The following is a 12,788-nucleotide window of genomic DNA, read 5'->3' as shown; positions in this document are numbered from 1 at the left end:
GCAGTATGCGTTTATTTTTATCACTATTATTACTGGCGGGTTTCTCTGTCCAGGCAGCACAAACTACTCAGTTATTTACTGACGATCTCGGGCGCGTGGTGGAAGTACCGTTACACCCCCAGCGCATTGTTTCATTACATGATCTTGATATCACGATTCCCCTGATCGAACTGGGTATTCCCCCCGTTGCCAGTCACGGCAGAACACGTCCGGATGGTAGTCACTTTATTCGCTCTGGCACTTTACTGACAGGTGTCGATTTTAATAATTCCGATATCAAATTTATTGGTACTGCTGATATTGATATTGAGGCTATTGTGGCAGCCAAACCAGACCTTATTATTACCGAGCCGGGGCGTAGTACCCCACTGGAACAACTGGAAAAAATCGCGCCCACGGTCAGTATCGACCACCTCGATGGTGGGGCACCAGAAATTTATCGCAAGCTGGCACAGCTTACGGGAACCCAGGCTCGTTTTGCTATTCTGGAGCGCCGCTATCAGGAGGAGATAGCGCAAATTAAACGCACCATCGATACTGAACACACCTCAGTGGTAGTGATCCAGGCCAATCAAGGTAAAGTTAACGCGCTCCATACCTATCACTCTCTTGGGCGAGTACTGCGTGATGCGGGTTTCAAATTTCCGGCACTTATTGACAGTATTCCCGATGGAAAACGTATTGATGTGAGTGCCGAACGGTTACCAGAAATGGATGCTGATTTTGTGTTTTCAACCTGGCGGGGAGACACCGGGGGTAAACCACAGGATGAAATCGCGGCGATGGATAGTGTGCTACCTGGCTGGTGCGACTTTTTAACCGCCTGCCAGCGGGGACACTATATTTTACTCTCCCGGGAAGAAGCCATTTCTAACTCCTTTGCGTCACTGAGCCTGATGGCGGCTCAGGTGCAAACGCATATTGCCGGGCGACTGCTGCCTCAGGTGAAAGAGTAATGCTGACAGCCAAGAAAGTAAAAAATCGCATTGATGTCTATGGGGATCGTTTTCGTGCCCGTGCTCACACACTTTCCCCCAGGATGCAAACCGTAGCCCGTTATATTAACGAGAACCGAGAAGTCGTGCTGGAGTTCACTGCCATTGAAATTGCTGCCGCAACTCAAACATCAGACGCCACTGTAGTACGTACTATTCAGGCATTAGGATTTGCCGGGCTACGTGATTTAAAACAAACGGTAGAACAATGGTTTGGTCCTGGTATCAATTCAGAAGAGAAGATGGTCACCACGGTTAACTCCCTGACTTGCGACGTCAATTCAAGCATTGATTTTGTTCTGCAAGGCCACCAGCATACCTGTGAGGTGCTCTCCACACAGGGTAATCGCTATGCCATTGCCCAAGCTGTCGCTCTCTTAGTTGAAGCGCGCCAGTTGGGTATTTTTGGTATTGGCGCCTCCGGAGTTCTGGCAGAGTATTCCGCCCGTCTGTTTAGCCGGATTGGTTTGCCTGCGGTGCCCTTTAATCGTACTGGAGTCAACCTGGCTGAACAGCTCATTGCCATGCAACGCGGAGATGTGATTATCATGATGGCGCAGAAATCAGCACACCGTGAGGGGCTCACCACCATACGGGAAGCTAAACGCTTAGGTGTACCCATCATTTTAATGACCAATGCCCTTGGGTCACGTTTCAGTAAAGAGGCTGACATTGTCATCAACGTTCCCCGTGGTGGTGAGAATGGTAAAATGCCCCTGCACAGTGCGGTACTGGTATGCCTTGAGATGATGGTGCTCTCCGTTGCTTCCACTGCGCCACAACGTTCAATTAAATCAGTGAAACGGATTAACGATCTCTATCGCGGTATTGGCCGGACAGGGCAAAAAAAATAAGACGCCCTTCCCGGCTGGGCCCCCGTAAAATGAACATCCAGTTAAAATATTCAGGCGATATCACTCCCCCCTGGGGGGACAGGACTCTCTGGCAGCACAGCATTAAGTAAGTAACGCGTATAATCATGCCGGGGTTGGGTAAAGATAGCCTCACGCGGCCCTTGTTCCACAAGATTGCCACGATACATCACCCCCACCTTATCAGCGATATGCCTCACGACATTAAGGTCATGGGAGATAAAGAGGTAAGTCAGACCGTATTCGCGCTGTAATGACATTAATAAATTCAGTATTTGTGACTGGATAGACACATCCAGCGCAGAGACGGGCTCATCGCAAATAATCAGCTTTGGTTTTAAAATTAACGCTCTGGCGATACCTATCCTCTGGCGTTGTCCCCCAGAAAACTCATGGGGATAGCGCCCCGCATCCTCGGGCCGCAGGCCAACCTGTTCCAGCATTTCAGCAACCTGTGATTTTCGGTTGCCAATACCATGAATAATTAATGGTTCAGCCAGGCTGTATCCAATCGTACGCTTCGGGTCCAGTGAGGATAATGGGTCCTGAAAAATCATCTGCATATCCCGACGTACTGATTTCCATGCCCCGTTCCCTTTTCCTGTCAGTAAACGCCCATCAAAATGGATACTTCCCTCAGATGAAGGCGTCAGCCCCAGAACCAGTCTTCCAGTCGTGCTTTTACCGCTTCCTGACTCCCCCACCAGGGCCCAAGTCTCGCCGGTATTAATCGTAAAACTGACATTGTCTACCGCATGAACGGCTTGTCCCTGCCGATGAAATGTTTTTGACAGATTATTGACTCTCAGTAACGGGACTGTCATTAGGATGCTTCCTCCACGCGCCAGCAACGAACCAGATGATTTTGGTGACCAATAGCACTGAGTGCAGGTTGCTGTTCCCGACAACGCGCCTGTGCTAATGGGCAACGATCGGCATAAGCACATCCCGTGGGTAAATTATTCAATGCAGGTACTTGCCCCTTGATCTCGGGCAGCGTGGTTTTCGGCTGATTTTGCAGGGAGGGCCGAGCCGCTAATAGTGCGCGGGTATAAGGGTGCTGAGGACGGTCAAACAGGGTATAGACATCTGTTTCCTCAACGACTTGCCCGGCATACAACACCAGGACTCGTTGGCATAGACGGGCGACGACGCTCAGGTCATGGGTAATAATGATGATCCCCATTCCTGTCTGTTGCTTAATATCATCCAACAGAGAGAGGATCTGTGCCTGTATGGTGGCATCCAGTGCCGTCGTCGGTTCATCGGCTATCAATAATTTCGGGGATGTGGAAACAGCCATGGCTATCATCACTCTCTGGCGCATCCCTCCGGAAAGCTCATGTGGCCATGAACGGACACAGCGTGCCGGGTCGGGTATTCCTACTTGTTCAAGTAAATCAAGAACTTTTTCTTGCCGTTGTTGGCGATTAAGGGCAGTGTGCAGCCTCAGACTTTCATCCAGCTGGTAGCCAATCGTCATCACCGGATTGAGGCTGGCAAGGGGGTCCTGGAAAACCATCGCCATTTCCCGGCCACTTAACTGACGCCGTGCTTTGGTTGATAATTTATGCAGCGCCTTGCCTGCTAATAACACTTCCCCATCAGTACGACTCGTACGCGGAGGAAGCAGCCCCATTAACGCTTGTGCCGTCACGCTTTTACCACAGCCAGACTCGCCAATGATGCCCAGGGTTTCATGCGCATTAACCTCAAATGAGACATTGCGTACCGGTGAAATAACCCCCTGCTGAGTGGCAAAGCTCACCACCAGTTGATTCACGCTGAGTAGGGTTTCAGCCATGCTATTTTCCTTGTTTCAACAGGTGTAATACACGACGAGGTAAAGGTTTTAACCCAGGATCGGCACGGTCACGTAAATCATCACCAATAATATTGAGCCCCAGGATCAGTAGTACGATGGTGACCCCCGGGAAAAACGTCATCCACCAGGCGGAGAAGATAACGGCTTTACCTTCAAGTAATAAATTACCAAGACTGGGCATCGGGGCTGGCACGCCGGACCCTAAAAAACTCAGTGCGGCTTCAGTCAGAATAGCGACGGAAAAAACCCAGCTCACTTGCACGATAAAAGGGGATATCACATTCGGCAGTAAATGTAGCCAGATAATACGTGAGGCCGAAGCCCCTTGTGAGCGCAGGGCTTCGATAAAGTTTTTCTCTTTAATGACCATTGCTGCACCACGAATAACGCGTGCTATTGACGGAATATAGACCAGTGACAGGGCCAGAATAACGTTAATGATTTGCGGCCCCAAGACACCAACAATAGCAATCGCCAACAGCAGTGAGGGAAACGCAAATAGCCCGTCGCATACCCGCATGAGTATCCGGTCTACCGGGCGATACCAGGCACAGAGTAACCCGATAATGATACCGGCAGCCCCCGCAATGACAGCCACCGCCGCACCAACAGAGAGAGAAACACGTACCGCTAAGGCAACTCGCACAAAGAGATCCCGGCCAAAATTATCCGTGCCAAACCAGTGCTCAGGCGACGGGGGTTTAAGCCGACTTAATGGATTGATGCTATAGGGATCGTAAGGACTAACCGCGTTGGCAAAGAACGATAACAGCACGATCGCCACTAATACTAAGGGCCATACAAGAAGAGACGTATTTTTGGTAAGCATCAGTGACCATCCCCATTCACAGACAAACGTGGGTCAGCCAGATAACTGAGTAAATCAACCAGCAGATTAATCAAGACATAACAAACAGTTATTAATAACACGACCCCCTGAATCACCGTCACATCTCTGCGCTCGATGGAATGGACAATCAATGCCCCAATACCTGGAATACCAAAGACACTTTCAATCACAATGGTGCCGGTGACTAATGAAGCAAAAGACTCACCGCAAATGGTGAGAACAGGGATCAGTGCATTTTTCAAGGTATGACGCAACATCACCAGCCTTTCCGGAACACCTTTTGCCCGTGCAGTATTAATAAAGTTTTCTCGCATCACATCCAGCATCACTGCTCTTGTCATACGAGCAATCAGTGCGGCAATACGTATGCCCAAGGCAAATGCCGGCAACGTCAGATACCAAATATTAAGCCACAGTGAGCCATTGGTAGACCGATACCCAACAACGGGAAACCAGCGGAGCTGAACAGCAAAAACAAAAATTAAAAATAACCCGAGCAAAAAACCAGGCACAGACATACCAAACGTCGCCAGTGCACGAATCACCGTGTCAGTAATACCGCCATGACGCCATGCACTGAGTACTCCCCCCGTGAGCCCCAGTACCAACGCTATCGCCATGGCATAGAAGGCAAGAGCCAGGGTCGGGGTTAAATGCTGTAAAAATAACGTCATGACGCTGGTATTCAGAAATAATGACTGCCCTAAGTCACCGGTTAAGATGCTGCCAAACCATTCTGTAAACTGAACGAACATGGGTCGGTTAAGGCCCATCTGGTCACGTAATGCGGCGATGTCCTGCGGTGTCGCGTCATTACCTAAAATCACGGCAGCCGGATCGCCCGGCGCCAGATGTATCAGACAAAATACCACTACCGACACCACCAGCAGTACCGGTAGCAGTGCCAGCAGGCGGTGAAAGAAATAACGTTTCATCGCCTTCTCCTGTTAGGTCTTGTCGACACTAATATTCCAGAGTACTGGCCCACTCAAATCCTGGTAGCCCTTAATATTCTTTTTAATGGCTACCGGGCTCGGGGTGGTACGACCTAAAATAATAACCGGCAGATACTGCCAGGTAAGGGTATTGAGTTTATCAACCAGTGGACGTGATGCTTTCAGGGAAGGAGCCTGTTTTATCTCATCCAGTACATTGTCAATTTCCTTGCTATTACTTAAGCCAGGAAATTTCCCGCGAGAATCGAGGAATGGATACTGGTGCACCACCTGACGCATGGTGAATTCCAGGGCACACAGATCGAAATTCTTCGGATCCTGACGACGTTGCAACACGGTAGGCCAGTCGTAAACATCAAGCCGTGAATTCACACCGATCTGCTTGAGAACTTGCTGGGCAACAATCGCCAGGTTGTACAGCCCGGCATACTCTTTGGTGGCAATGATCACCACCTCTTCACCGTTATAGCCAGAAGCTTTCACCAACGCCCTGGCTTCATCAAGTTTATGTTGATTCCAGTAAGGTTTACCCGACTCGCTATACCAGTCGACCTGTTCCGGGAACCCTAACGACGAGTCCTCTTTAAAAAAGCGCGGATCACTATACCCTGCCAGTAACGCTTCATGGACATCCAGAGCCAGGTTAAACGCCTGTCTTAACTTAACATTGGCAAAAGGGCCTTGGTTCTTATTAAACAAATAGGTGATTAATGAACCGCCATTTTCTGGCTGATAGAGTACACTATCCTGGGATCGCTCTATCGCGTCGATATTATCCTTTGGCAACTGGAATACCAGGTCATACTCTCCAGTCATTGCCCCGGCAAGGCGTGTAGACTCATCGGTGATATAGCGGAACCAGATATCTTTCACATTGGCATTTTTCTGACCAGACAGCCCACTGGCAGGCTCTTTACGTGAAAGATAGTGATCATTTCGGGTCAGATGCAGGTAGTCACCCGCTTTAAACTCCGCCAACTTATACGGCCCGGTGCCGATAAATTCACTGACCGGTTTCTTGGTTTCATTCGCCTCATCAATCAGGCGCTTAGGCATAATGGCTGGAATATTTTTTACATCAGTCAATATATTAAGGGTGATTAGTGAAGGCTCCGGCAACGTGAAGCTGACCGTTTTATCATCAATTTTACTGAATTTAACACCTGGCAGATTCGCTTTCCCTTGGGGGGAAACCGTCAACCAGCGGTTCATGGACGCCACCACGTCATCAGCAGTGAGTGGCTGCCCATCATGAAACTGGACCCCTTCACGCAATACCAAAGTATAGGTTTTACGATCATCGCTCAGTGTGTAGCTTTCGACTAACTCAGGTACAGGTTCATACTTTTCATTAATGGTAAATAACGTTTCAAAAACATGCCGCATAACATCCGTAGTGGCATTGTTGGTGGTCAGGTAGGGGTCCAGAGTGCCTGGACGATTACCGTAAGCAATATTCAGGGTAGCATCACGGTTTACCGTTTCCGCGACCGCTGTTCCTACCGGTAAAATAGCTGCCAGCATTAATGCAGCAGCAGAAAAGAAGGTTTTCATTATTCATCTGCTCCGGTTAAATATCAGGCGGCCTGGGTGGCGGTGTGTCCGGTAAATTCATCTTTGGCTTCTTGCAATAGTGCCTGGTCCGTCAGTAAACGCAGACCAGTACGTGCCAGAACTTGCGCACCAGTAACCAGCGCACTGTATCCTTGTTCTGAATTAGCCGCTTCACGGAAGGCAACAGTGTGACCAATCAAGTCATCCGGGCCAATTTTGATATAAGGGTGGGCTGTCGGAACCGCATGGCTGATATCTCCAGCATCTGTCGAACCTAACCCTTCTTTTTCTTTCAGCTCCACATATTCACCCGCATCGGTAAACTCGGTTAACAGCACACCATTTAACGTGTGATTAATACGGAAGTCGCGTGGCCCAACCTGGTGTTCAATTTTGACCGTGGTTCCCGTTGCCAGGGCAACCCCTTCAGCAATAGCTCGAATACGTGGCTCCAGCGCTAATACCTCTTCACGGGTATGGGCACGGATATAGTAATGAGCGGAAGCATACTCGGGGATGACATTCGGTGCCTGCCCCCCATTGGTAATAATGCCATGGACACGAACACCATCTGGCAACTGCTGGCGTAAGACACTAATACCGTTGTAGAGCAGAACCAGTGCATCCAGCGCATTAATCCCTTTGTGTGGCGAGCTACCCGCATGGGAGGGTTTACCGTAAAAATGGAAATAGAGATGGTTGTTAGCAAGGGTCGGGCCCGTCAGGCGGGTCTTACCTGATGGGTGGACCATCAACGCGGCATCCACATCTTCAAGATAGCCATGCTCCACAAAACGTGCTTTAACATTGCCGTTTGGTCCGCCTTTACCCCGTAATCCCCCCTCTTCGGCTGGCGTGCCCAGTACGATAACTTTGCCACCGGTTTCATCCAGTACATCACTTAGCGCAATGGCTGCAGCAATACTGGTGACGCCAATAATATTGTGCCCGCATGCATGGCCGATATCGATGAGGGCATCATATTCAGCCAAATAAGCAATGGTGGCACCCGGTTTCCCGCTGTCTTTAACAGCATAGAAAGCTGTTTCATGGCCAACAACATTCTTGGTCACAGTAAAACCATTCTTTTCTAATAACTGAGTTAATAACCCGCTAGCATAATATTCATTATTTCCTGTTTCAGGATGAGCATGAATATCTTTTGCTATCGCAATATATTCATCCTGATGTTGTTGAATACTTTCGTCCAGACGGTCTTGTAATTTAATTGTACTCACGGTATCCACCTCTGAAATAATAATTATATTGGGGTTAGCCTAAATGACGTTTTGCTTCCTGACGTACTCGATGTAATACATGTTGTTTAATTTCGCCGTAGCCCGGGTATTCCGATAGCGTCTCGATATCGCGTTTGCGTCCAAAGGGCAGGACAACTTCCTCAACAATTTTTCCTGGTCGTGCCGACATGATCAGAACCCTGTCCGCAAGAAATAACGCCTCTTCCACATCGTGTGTCACAAATAACATCGTGGTGTGGGTCGCCAACCATGCCTCACGCAACAATTCCTGCATCATTAGCCGGGTCTGTGCATCCAGGGCTCCAAAAGGTTCATCCAGCAAGAGCACTTCAGGTTCCGGTAACCAGGCCCGCGCCATCGCCACACGCTGCTTCATACCACCAGAAAGCTGCCAGGGCGCATGATGTTCAAAGCCTTTAAGCCCCACGCGGTGGATCCAGTCCAGTGCCCTGGCGTTCACAACCTCTTTGTTATGTCGACCAAGACGTGGACCAAAAGTGACGTTATTCAGTACCGATAACCATGGGAAAAGATTAGCTTGCTGAAAAATCATGCCCCGTTCAGGCCCTGGTTTCTGTACCTGTTTCCCCGCTGCCAGCACTCGCCCACTGTCGGGCTTGGTGAATCCAGCAATAAGATTAAGAATGGTGGACTTACCACAGCCAGATGGCCCCAGTAGCACCACGAATTCGCCTTTCTCCAGTGTTAAAGAAATGTCTTCAAGCACCGTAACGGGCTGGACATTCCCCGGAAAAGTCAGTGAAATATTATCCAGTTCGATCTGAGCAACCATTACTCTTTCCCCGCCCAAGGGACAAAGAATCGCTGCAGTCCCAGTAATAATAAATCCAGTAAATAACCGGTAGTCCCGAGCAGTAAGATGCCCAGCATGACAATGTCCGTCCGTAAATAAGAGCTGGCATTAATCACCATCCAGCCCAGACCGGAGCTGGCGGCAATCATTTCGGCAGCAATCAGTGATGTCCAGCCAATACCAATAGATAAACGTGTTGCGGTGAAGAGTTCAGGAAGGGCATCCGGTAACACAACTCGCAGAAAAATCTGTAATTTTGTGGCACCGAGGGTCTGTGCAACACGAATACGTGTCTGCCCAATACGTTCAACGGCCGCCGTAGCACCAACCACCACACTCAAGAAAGTGGCAATAAAAATCAGGAAGAACTTAGAGGCTTCACCAATACCCAGCCACACCACCGCCAGAGGTATCAGTGCTATTTTTGGCAATGGGCGTAAGAACTGAACAAAAGGATTCAATACTGCTGACAGACCGGCAGACATTCCCATCAACAGACCTAATGGAATCCCCAGCACAATCGCCACCGCAAAGGCACTCAGTGCCCGGGCGAGACTGACCGCGATATGTTGCCATAGTGGTACCTGTCGATAACCATCTGCCAGTAACTCCTCGGCAGTCAGGCCAATATCTGTCAGCGATGGAAGTAATAGCGGATCGACCCATTGCCGGGTCGCCGCCAGTTGCCAAATTGCCAGGAAGATCGCGACTGATGCGACACTGATGGCAACATGTTTAGCTAATTTCATTTTGCTGCCGCTTCCCGGATATAGCTGGAATCAATCGCGTTATCCCAATTTTTAGGAATATCACGCTGACGGATCTCACCAATACCGGCAAGGAAGTTAGAGGTTTTAGTTAATGCCTGGCCAATACCACTTTCCGTGGTGTCTGTGCCATTACCCAACCAGGCAGCCGTACCCTGCTCTGCCAGGCTCGGATATTCCAGACCACTTAATGTATTTGTTGCCGTGGTCAACGGTGCGCCCACTTCTTTAGCTACGATAGCTGCCGCGGCTTCCGGGTCTTTCTTAAATTGGTCCACTTTTTGCTGATGTACGCGTAAAAATTCCGCCACCGTTTCGGGGTACTGATCGGCAAATGCTTTGCGAACTGCATAGTTGTTGTAAATCAGGTAGCCATCTTTCTGTAACTCTTTAGTCGAAAAGACAGTGTGCCCACCTGAAGATTCCAGCTCCTGGGCGAAGGGTGCCCAGACATATCCGGCATCAATATCGCCACGTTTCCACGCTGCAACCATCTCTGCCGGGCGTAATGGCAGTAACGTAATTTTGCTACGATCCAGCTTATTCACCGTGATAGCAGCTTCGAGAGCATACTGGGCGGTGGAATTTGGTGGGTAAGCAACACGCTTGCCTTCAATATCTTTAATTGAGTTGATACCCTGTTTACCGATTAAACGCTCATAAGTTGCAATCACCCCAGATACGCCAACAATTTCAATGGGCAGGTTGCGAACAATACCGGCGGTAGTCGGGCTGGAACCAAAATTCGCAATATCAATCGCATCACTGGCAAAGTAATTAAGAGCATCAGCACCGGACGCAAACTGCACCCATTTCACCGGGCTATGAAGCGCTTTATCTAAAGAGCCATCGGCTTTTGCTAACAGCAATACCTGCGATCCGCCACTATAGGCGACACGTACCTCACTCGGGGTTGCCGCAATCCCCACACTGGCCCACAGGCTGCTGGCAACAAGCAGTAAACTCAGTTTTTTGTTCATTCTATTTCCTTAAAATCATACGATTAATTGAATTCCAGAGACGAGCTGGCTAATAAAACGACTGCTTTTTAAGCCAAATAAGTCAGACGGTAGTCCTGCCAAAGGCGGGAACATCGTTCGGCTAACAGGCGAGCGGGGTCGTGAGTCAGTGATAGAAAGGGGGCATTCACTGCGCGGAGGGCAACAGGAACTTCAGTGCAGGCTAATACCAGCTGCTGTGCACCACGCGTTAGTAGCGCCTGTGCCTGCAGAGAAAGGAGCTGGCCACCTTCAATAAGATGACCGCGTTTAACCGCATAGCAACCGGGAACAAACCATGTTTCAAGCTCGCTCTTATCGGCAATGATCGTTTCAATGCCTTGTGCATTCAGACGCTGCTGGAACCAACCGGCATCCAGTGTGCCTTGAGTGGCAATGATCCCCACGCGTTGAGGTTTTTCTGAAGCCTGGATCAATTTATCCACAACCGTATCGACAATGTGCAAAACAGGGGCATCACTCGCATGGCTCAGTTCTGGATACCAGTGATGTGCGGTATTGCATGGGATTACAATATGACTGGCACCTGCCTGATTCAGTTTCTTAATACCTGTCAGCAGCTGTGGTAATGGTGAAGGACCATTACCCGCAAGGGCCTTTTGACGATCAGCCACCTGGGGTACATTCCAGACCACGGAGGGGAGATGCTGTTGATCACTCCCGGCATCGGTGGCTTCCAGTAATTGGTGCTGAAAATCAAGCGTAGCCAGTGGACCCATACCTCCCAGTACGCCAAGTAAAAAGGGTTCAGGCATGGCTGATGTACTCTTCCAGAATGTGTCGATAACCGAATAATCCTGCGGATCCACCGGTATGGATAAACACCACGTTTTCGTCCGGCTGGAAGAAGCCTTTACGGATCAGATCAATCAGCCCTGCAGCACCCTTTGCGGAATATACGGGATCTAATAACAGGCCTTCATGGCGAGCGAAAAGCGCTAAGGCTTCGAGTGTGCCTTCGGTGGGTAAGCCATATCCATCCCCAACATAATCGCTATTGGCTACCACCGCTTCACGAGGTAATTCACCTGATACACCCAGTAATGCCAACGTTCGAGATGCCAACTGCCAGACATTCTCTTCTTGTTTCTCTTTAGGGGCACGGACACTGATCCCAAGGACAGGGATTTGGCTATGGGTTGCAGTGAATCCTGCCACTAAACCCGCCTGAGTTCCGGTGCTTCCGCTGGCATGTACTACATGGTGAATATGCAAACGTTGTTGGGACGACTGATAAAGGAGCTCTTCGGCGCAAGCGACATAGCCTAAAGCACCAATCGGATTCGACCCCCCACCAGGGATAATATAAGGGTTGTGTCCCTGCCTACGTAACTGGGAAGCATACTCTTCCATGGCGAGCTGCATATCCGTACCATTCGGTAAATGTGCAACAATCTCCCCCCCGAGTAAGCCATCCAGCAATACGTTACCAGAATGCTGGTAGTCATCACCAAACTGCGTCACACGTTGTTCCAGGAAAGCTTTGGCTTTTAAACCCAGTTTTGCAGCACCAGCAATTGTTTGCCGTACATGATTCGATTGTGTTGCGCCCTGGGTGATAATGGTATCAGCCCCTTTCTTGATGGCATCCGCAAGTAAAAACTCTAGCTTCCTGGTTTTATTTCCACCGCTTGCCAGACCGGTTGCATCATCCCGCTTCACCCATATTTTTGGCCCGCCAAGTAAAGCAGAAAGATTATTTAACGGCTCTAATGGCGTAGGAAAATGACCAAGAGAAATACGTGGAAAGCGAGCCAGGTGCATAGTAACCCCTTGATAATAAAAATCAGTTTGATCAGAAATTGATTTTGATTATACACATCTGACTATCGAGCTTAATTAACAATATTGGATAATGAATTCCATAAAATAACTAA

General features: G+C 49.3%; 12 protein-coding genes and 1 pseudogene. 2 read left to right on the top strand and 11 right to left on the bottom strand.

What is annotated here, in order from left to right; translation table 11 throughout:
* Positions 1-5 precede the first annotated feature (5 nt).
* Positions 6-956, top strand: a complete 951-nt coding sequence (locus JK154_RS07085; RefSeq protein ID WP_211991818.1) for an ABC transporter substrate-binding protein — start codon at positions 6-8, stop codon at positions 954-956.
* Positions 956-1,849 carry a MurR/RpiR family transcriptional regulator gene (locus JK154_RS07080; protein ID WP_211991817.1) on the top strand — a complete coding sequence of 298 codons (894 nt, stop codon included), beginning with the start codon at positions 956-958 and terminating at the stop codon, positions 1,847-1,849. The genes JK154_RS07085 and JK154_RS07080 overlap by 1 nt, the downstream gene beginning before the upstream one ends.
* 95 nt (positions 1,850-1,944) lie before the next feature.
* Here the strand turns inward: JK154_RS07080 and JK154_RS07075 are convergent.
* From JK154_RS07075 to JK154_RS07025, 11 genes and pseudogenes are all read right to left on the bottom strand, one after another.
* Positions 1,945-2,649 (bottom strand): annotated as a pseudogene (locus JK154_RS07075) (ATP-binding cassette domain-containing protein); the annotation flags it as partial.
* A gap of 41 nt (positions 2,650-2,690) precedes the next feature.
* Positions 2,691-3,671 carry an ABC transporter ATP-binding protein gene (locus tag JK154_RS07070; RefSeq protein ID WP_211991815.1) on the bottom strand — a complete coding sequence of 327 codons (981 nt, stop codon included), beginning with the start codon at positions 3,669-3,671 and terminating at the stop codon, positions 2,691-2,693.
* A 1-nt stretch (position 3,672) separates the two neighbouring features.
* Complete coding sequence (locus JK154_RS07065; protein ID WP_211991814.1) at positions 3,673-4,521, bottom strand: ABC transporter permease; 849 nt, start codon at positions 4,519-4,521, stop codon at positions 3,673-3,675.
* Complete coding sequence (locus JK154_RS07060) at positions 4,521-5,477, bottom strand: ABC transporter permease (protein ID WP_211991813.1); 957 nt, start codon at positions 5,475-5,477, stop codon at positions 4,521-4,523. The genes JK154_RS07065 and JK154_RS07060 overlap by 1 nt, the downstream gene beginning before the upstream one ends.
* 12 nt (positions 5,478-5,489) lie before the next feature.
* Positions 5,490-7,052 (bottom strand): ABC transporter substrate-binding protein, encoded by a 1,563-nt coding sequence (locus JK154_RS07055; protein ID WP_211991812.1) that lies wholly within the window; start codon positions 7,050-7,052, stop codon positions 5,490-5,492.
* 23 nt (positions 7,053-7,075) lie between these two features.
* On the bottom strand, positions 7,076-8,290 hold the full coding sequence (locus JK154_RS07050; RefSeq protein ID WP_211991811.1) for a M20 family metallopeptidase: 1,215 nt from the start codon (positions 8,288-8,290) through the stop codon (positions 7,076-7,078).
* A 34-nt stretch (positions 8,291-8,324) separates the two neighbouring features.
* Entirely contained in the window at positions 8,325-9,104 is a 780-nt protein-coding gene (locus tag JK154_RS07045) for an ABC transporter ATP-binding protein (protein WP_211991810.1), read from the bottom strand.
* Positions 9,104-9,874, bottom strand: coding sequence for an ABC transporter permease (locus JK154_RS07040; RefSeq protein ID WP_211991809.1), 771 nt, complete (start codon positions 9,872-9,874; stop codon positions 9,104-9,106). The genes JK154_RS07045 and JK154_RS07040 overlap by 1 nt, the downstream gene beginning before the upstream one ends.
* Complete coding sequence (locus JK154_RS07035; RefSeq protein WP_211991808.1) at positions 9,871-10,872, bottom strand: glycine betaine ABC transporter substrate-binding protein; 1,002 nt, start codon at positions 10,870-10,872, stop codon at positions 9,871-9,873. The genes JK154_RS07040 and JK154_RS07035 overlap by 4 nt, the downstream gene beginning before the upstream one ends.
* Positions 10,873-10,940: 68 nt before the next feature.
* On the bottom strand, positions 10,941-11,666 hold the full coding sequence (locus JK154_RS07030; RefSeq protein ID WP_211991807.1) for an amino acid racemase: 726 nt from the start codon (positions 11,664-11,666) through the stop codon (positions 10,941-10,943).
* Complete coding sequence (locus JK154_RS07025) at positions 11,659-12,675, bottom strand: D-cysteine desulfhydrase (protein WP_211991806.1); 1,017 nt, start codon at positions 12,673-12,675, stop codon at positions 11,659-11,661. Before JK154_RS07025 ends, JK154_RS07030 begins: the two co-directional genes overlap by 8 nt.
* Between the last annotated feature and the right edge of the window lie 113 nt (positions 12,676-12,788).

Source organism: Citrobacter sp. JGM124 (genome assembly GCF_018257795.1).
GTDB lineage: Bacteria > Pseudomonadota > Gammaproteobacteria > Enterobacterales > Enterobacteriaceae > JGM124.
The sequence above is the reverse complement of the archived record's forward strand: the minus strand, read 5'-3'. Positions and strand labels throughout refer to the sequence as shown.

Excerpts from the sequence above, each read along its gene's own strand:
- JK154_RS07025 (WP_211991806.1), bottom strand. The coding sequence starts at position 12,675 with ATGCACCTGGCTCGCTTTCCACGTATTTCTCTTGGTCATTTTCCTACG.
- JK154_RS07040 (WP_211991809.1), bottom strand. The coding sequence starts at position 9,874 with ATGAAATTAGCTAAACATGTTGCCATCAGTGTCGCATCAGTCGCGATC.
- JK154_RS07045 (WP_211991810.1), bottom strand. The coding sequence starts at position 9,104 with ATGGTTGCTCAGATCGAACTGGATAATATTTCACTGACTTTTCCGGGG.
- JK154_RS07060 (WP_211991813.1), bottom strand. The coding sequence starts at position 5,477 with ATGAAACGTTATTTCTTTCACCGCCTGCTGGCACTGCTACCGGTACTG.
- JK154_RS07085 (WP_211991818.1), top strand. The coding sequence starts at position 6 with ATGCGTTTATTTTTATCACTATTATTACTGGCGGGTTTCTCTGTCCAG.
- JK154_RS07035 (WP_211991808.1), bottom strand. The coding sequence starts at position 10,872 with ATGAACAAAAAACTGAGTTTACTGCTTGTTGCCAGCAGCCTGTGGGCC.
- JK154_RS07070 (WP_211991815.1), bottom strand. The coding sequence starts at position 3,671 with ATGGCTGAAACCCTACTCAGCGTGAATCAACTGGTGGTGAGCTTTGCC.
- JK154_RS07055 (WP_211991812.1), bottom strand. The coding sequence starts at position 7,052 with ATGAAAACCTTCTTTTCTGCTGCTGCATTAATGCTGGCAGCTATTTTA.
- JK154_RS07030 (WP_211991807.1), bottom strand. The coding sequence starts at position 11,666 with ATGCCTGAACCCTTTTTACTTGGCGTACTGGGAGGTATGGGTCCACTG.
- JK154_RS07080 (WP_211991817.1), top strand. The coding sequence starts at position 956 with ATGCTGACAGCCAAGAAAGTAAAAAATCGCATTGATGTCTATGGGGAT.
- JK154_RS07065 (WP_211991814.1), bottom strand. The coding sequence starts at position 4,521 with ATGCTTACCAAAAATACGTCTCTTCTTGTATGGCCCTTAGTATTAGTG.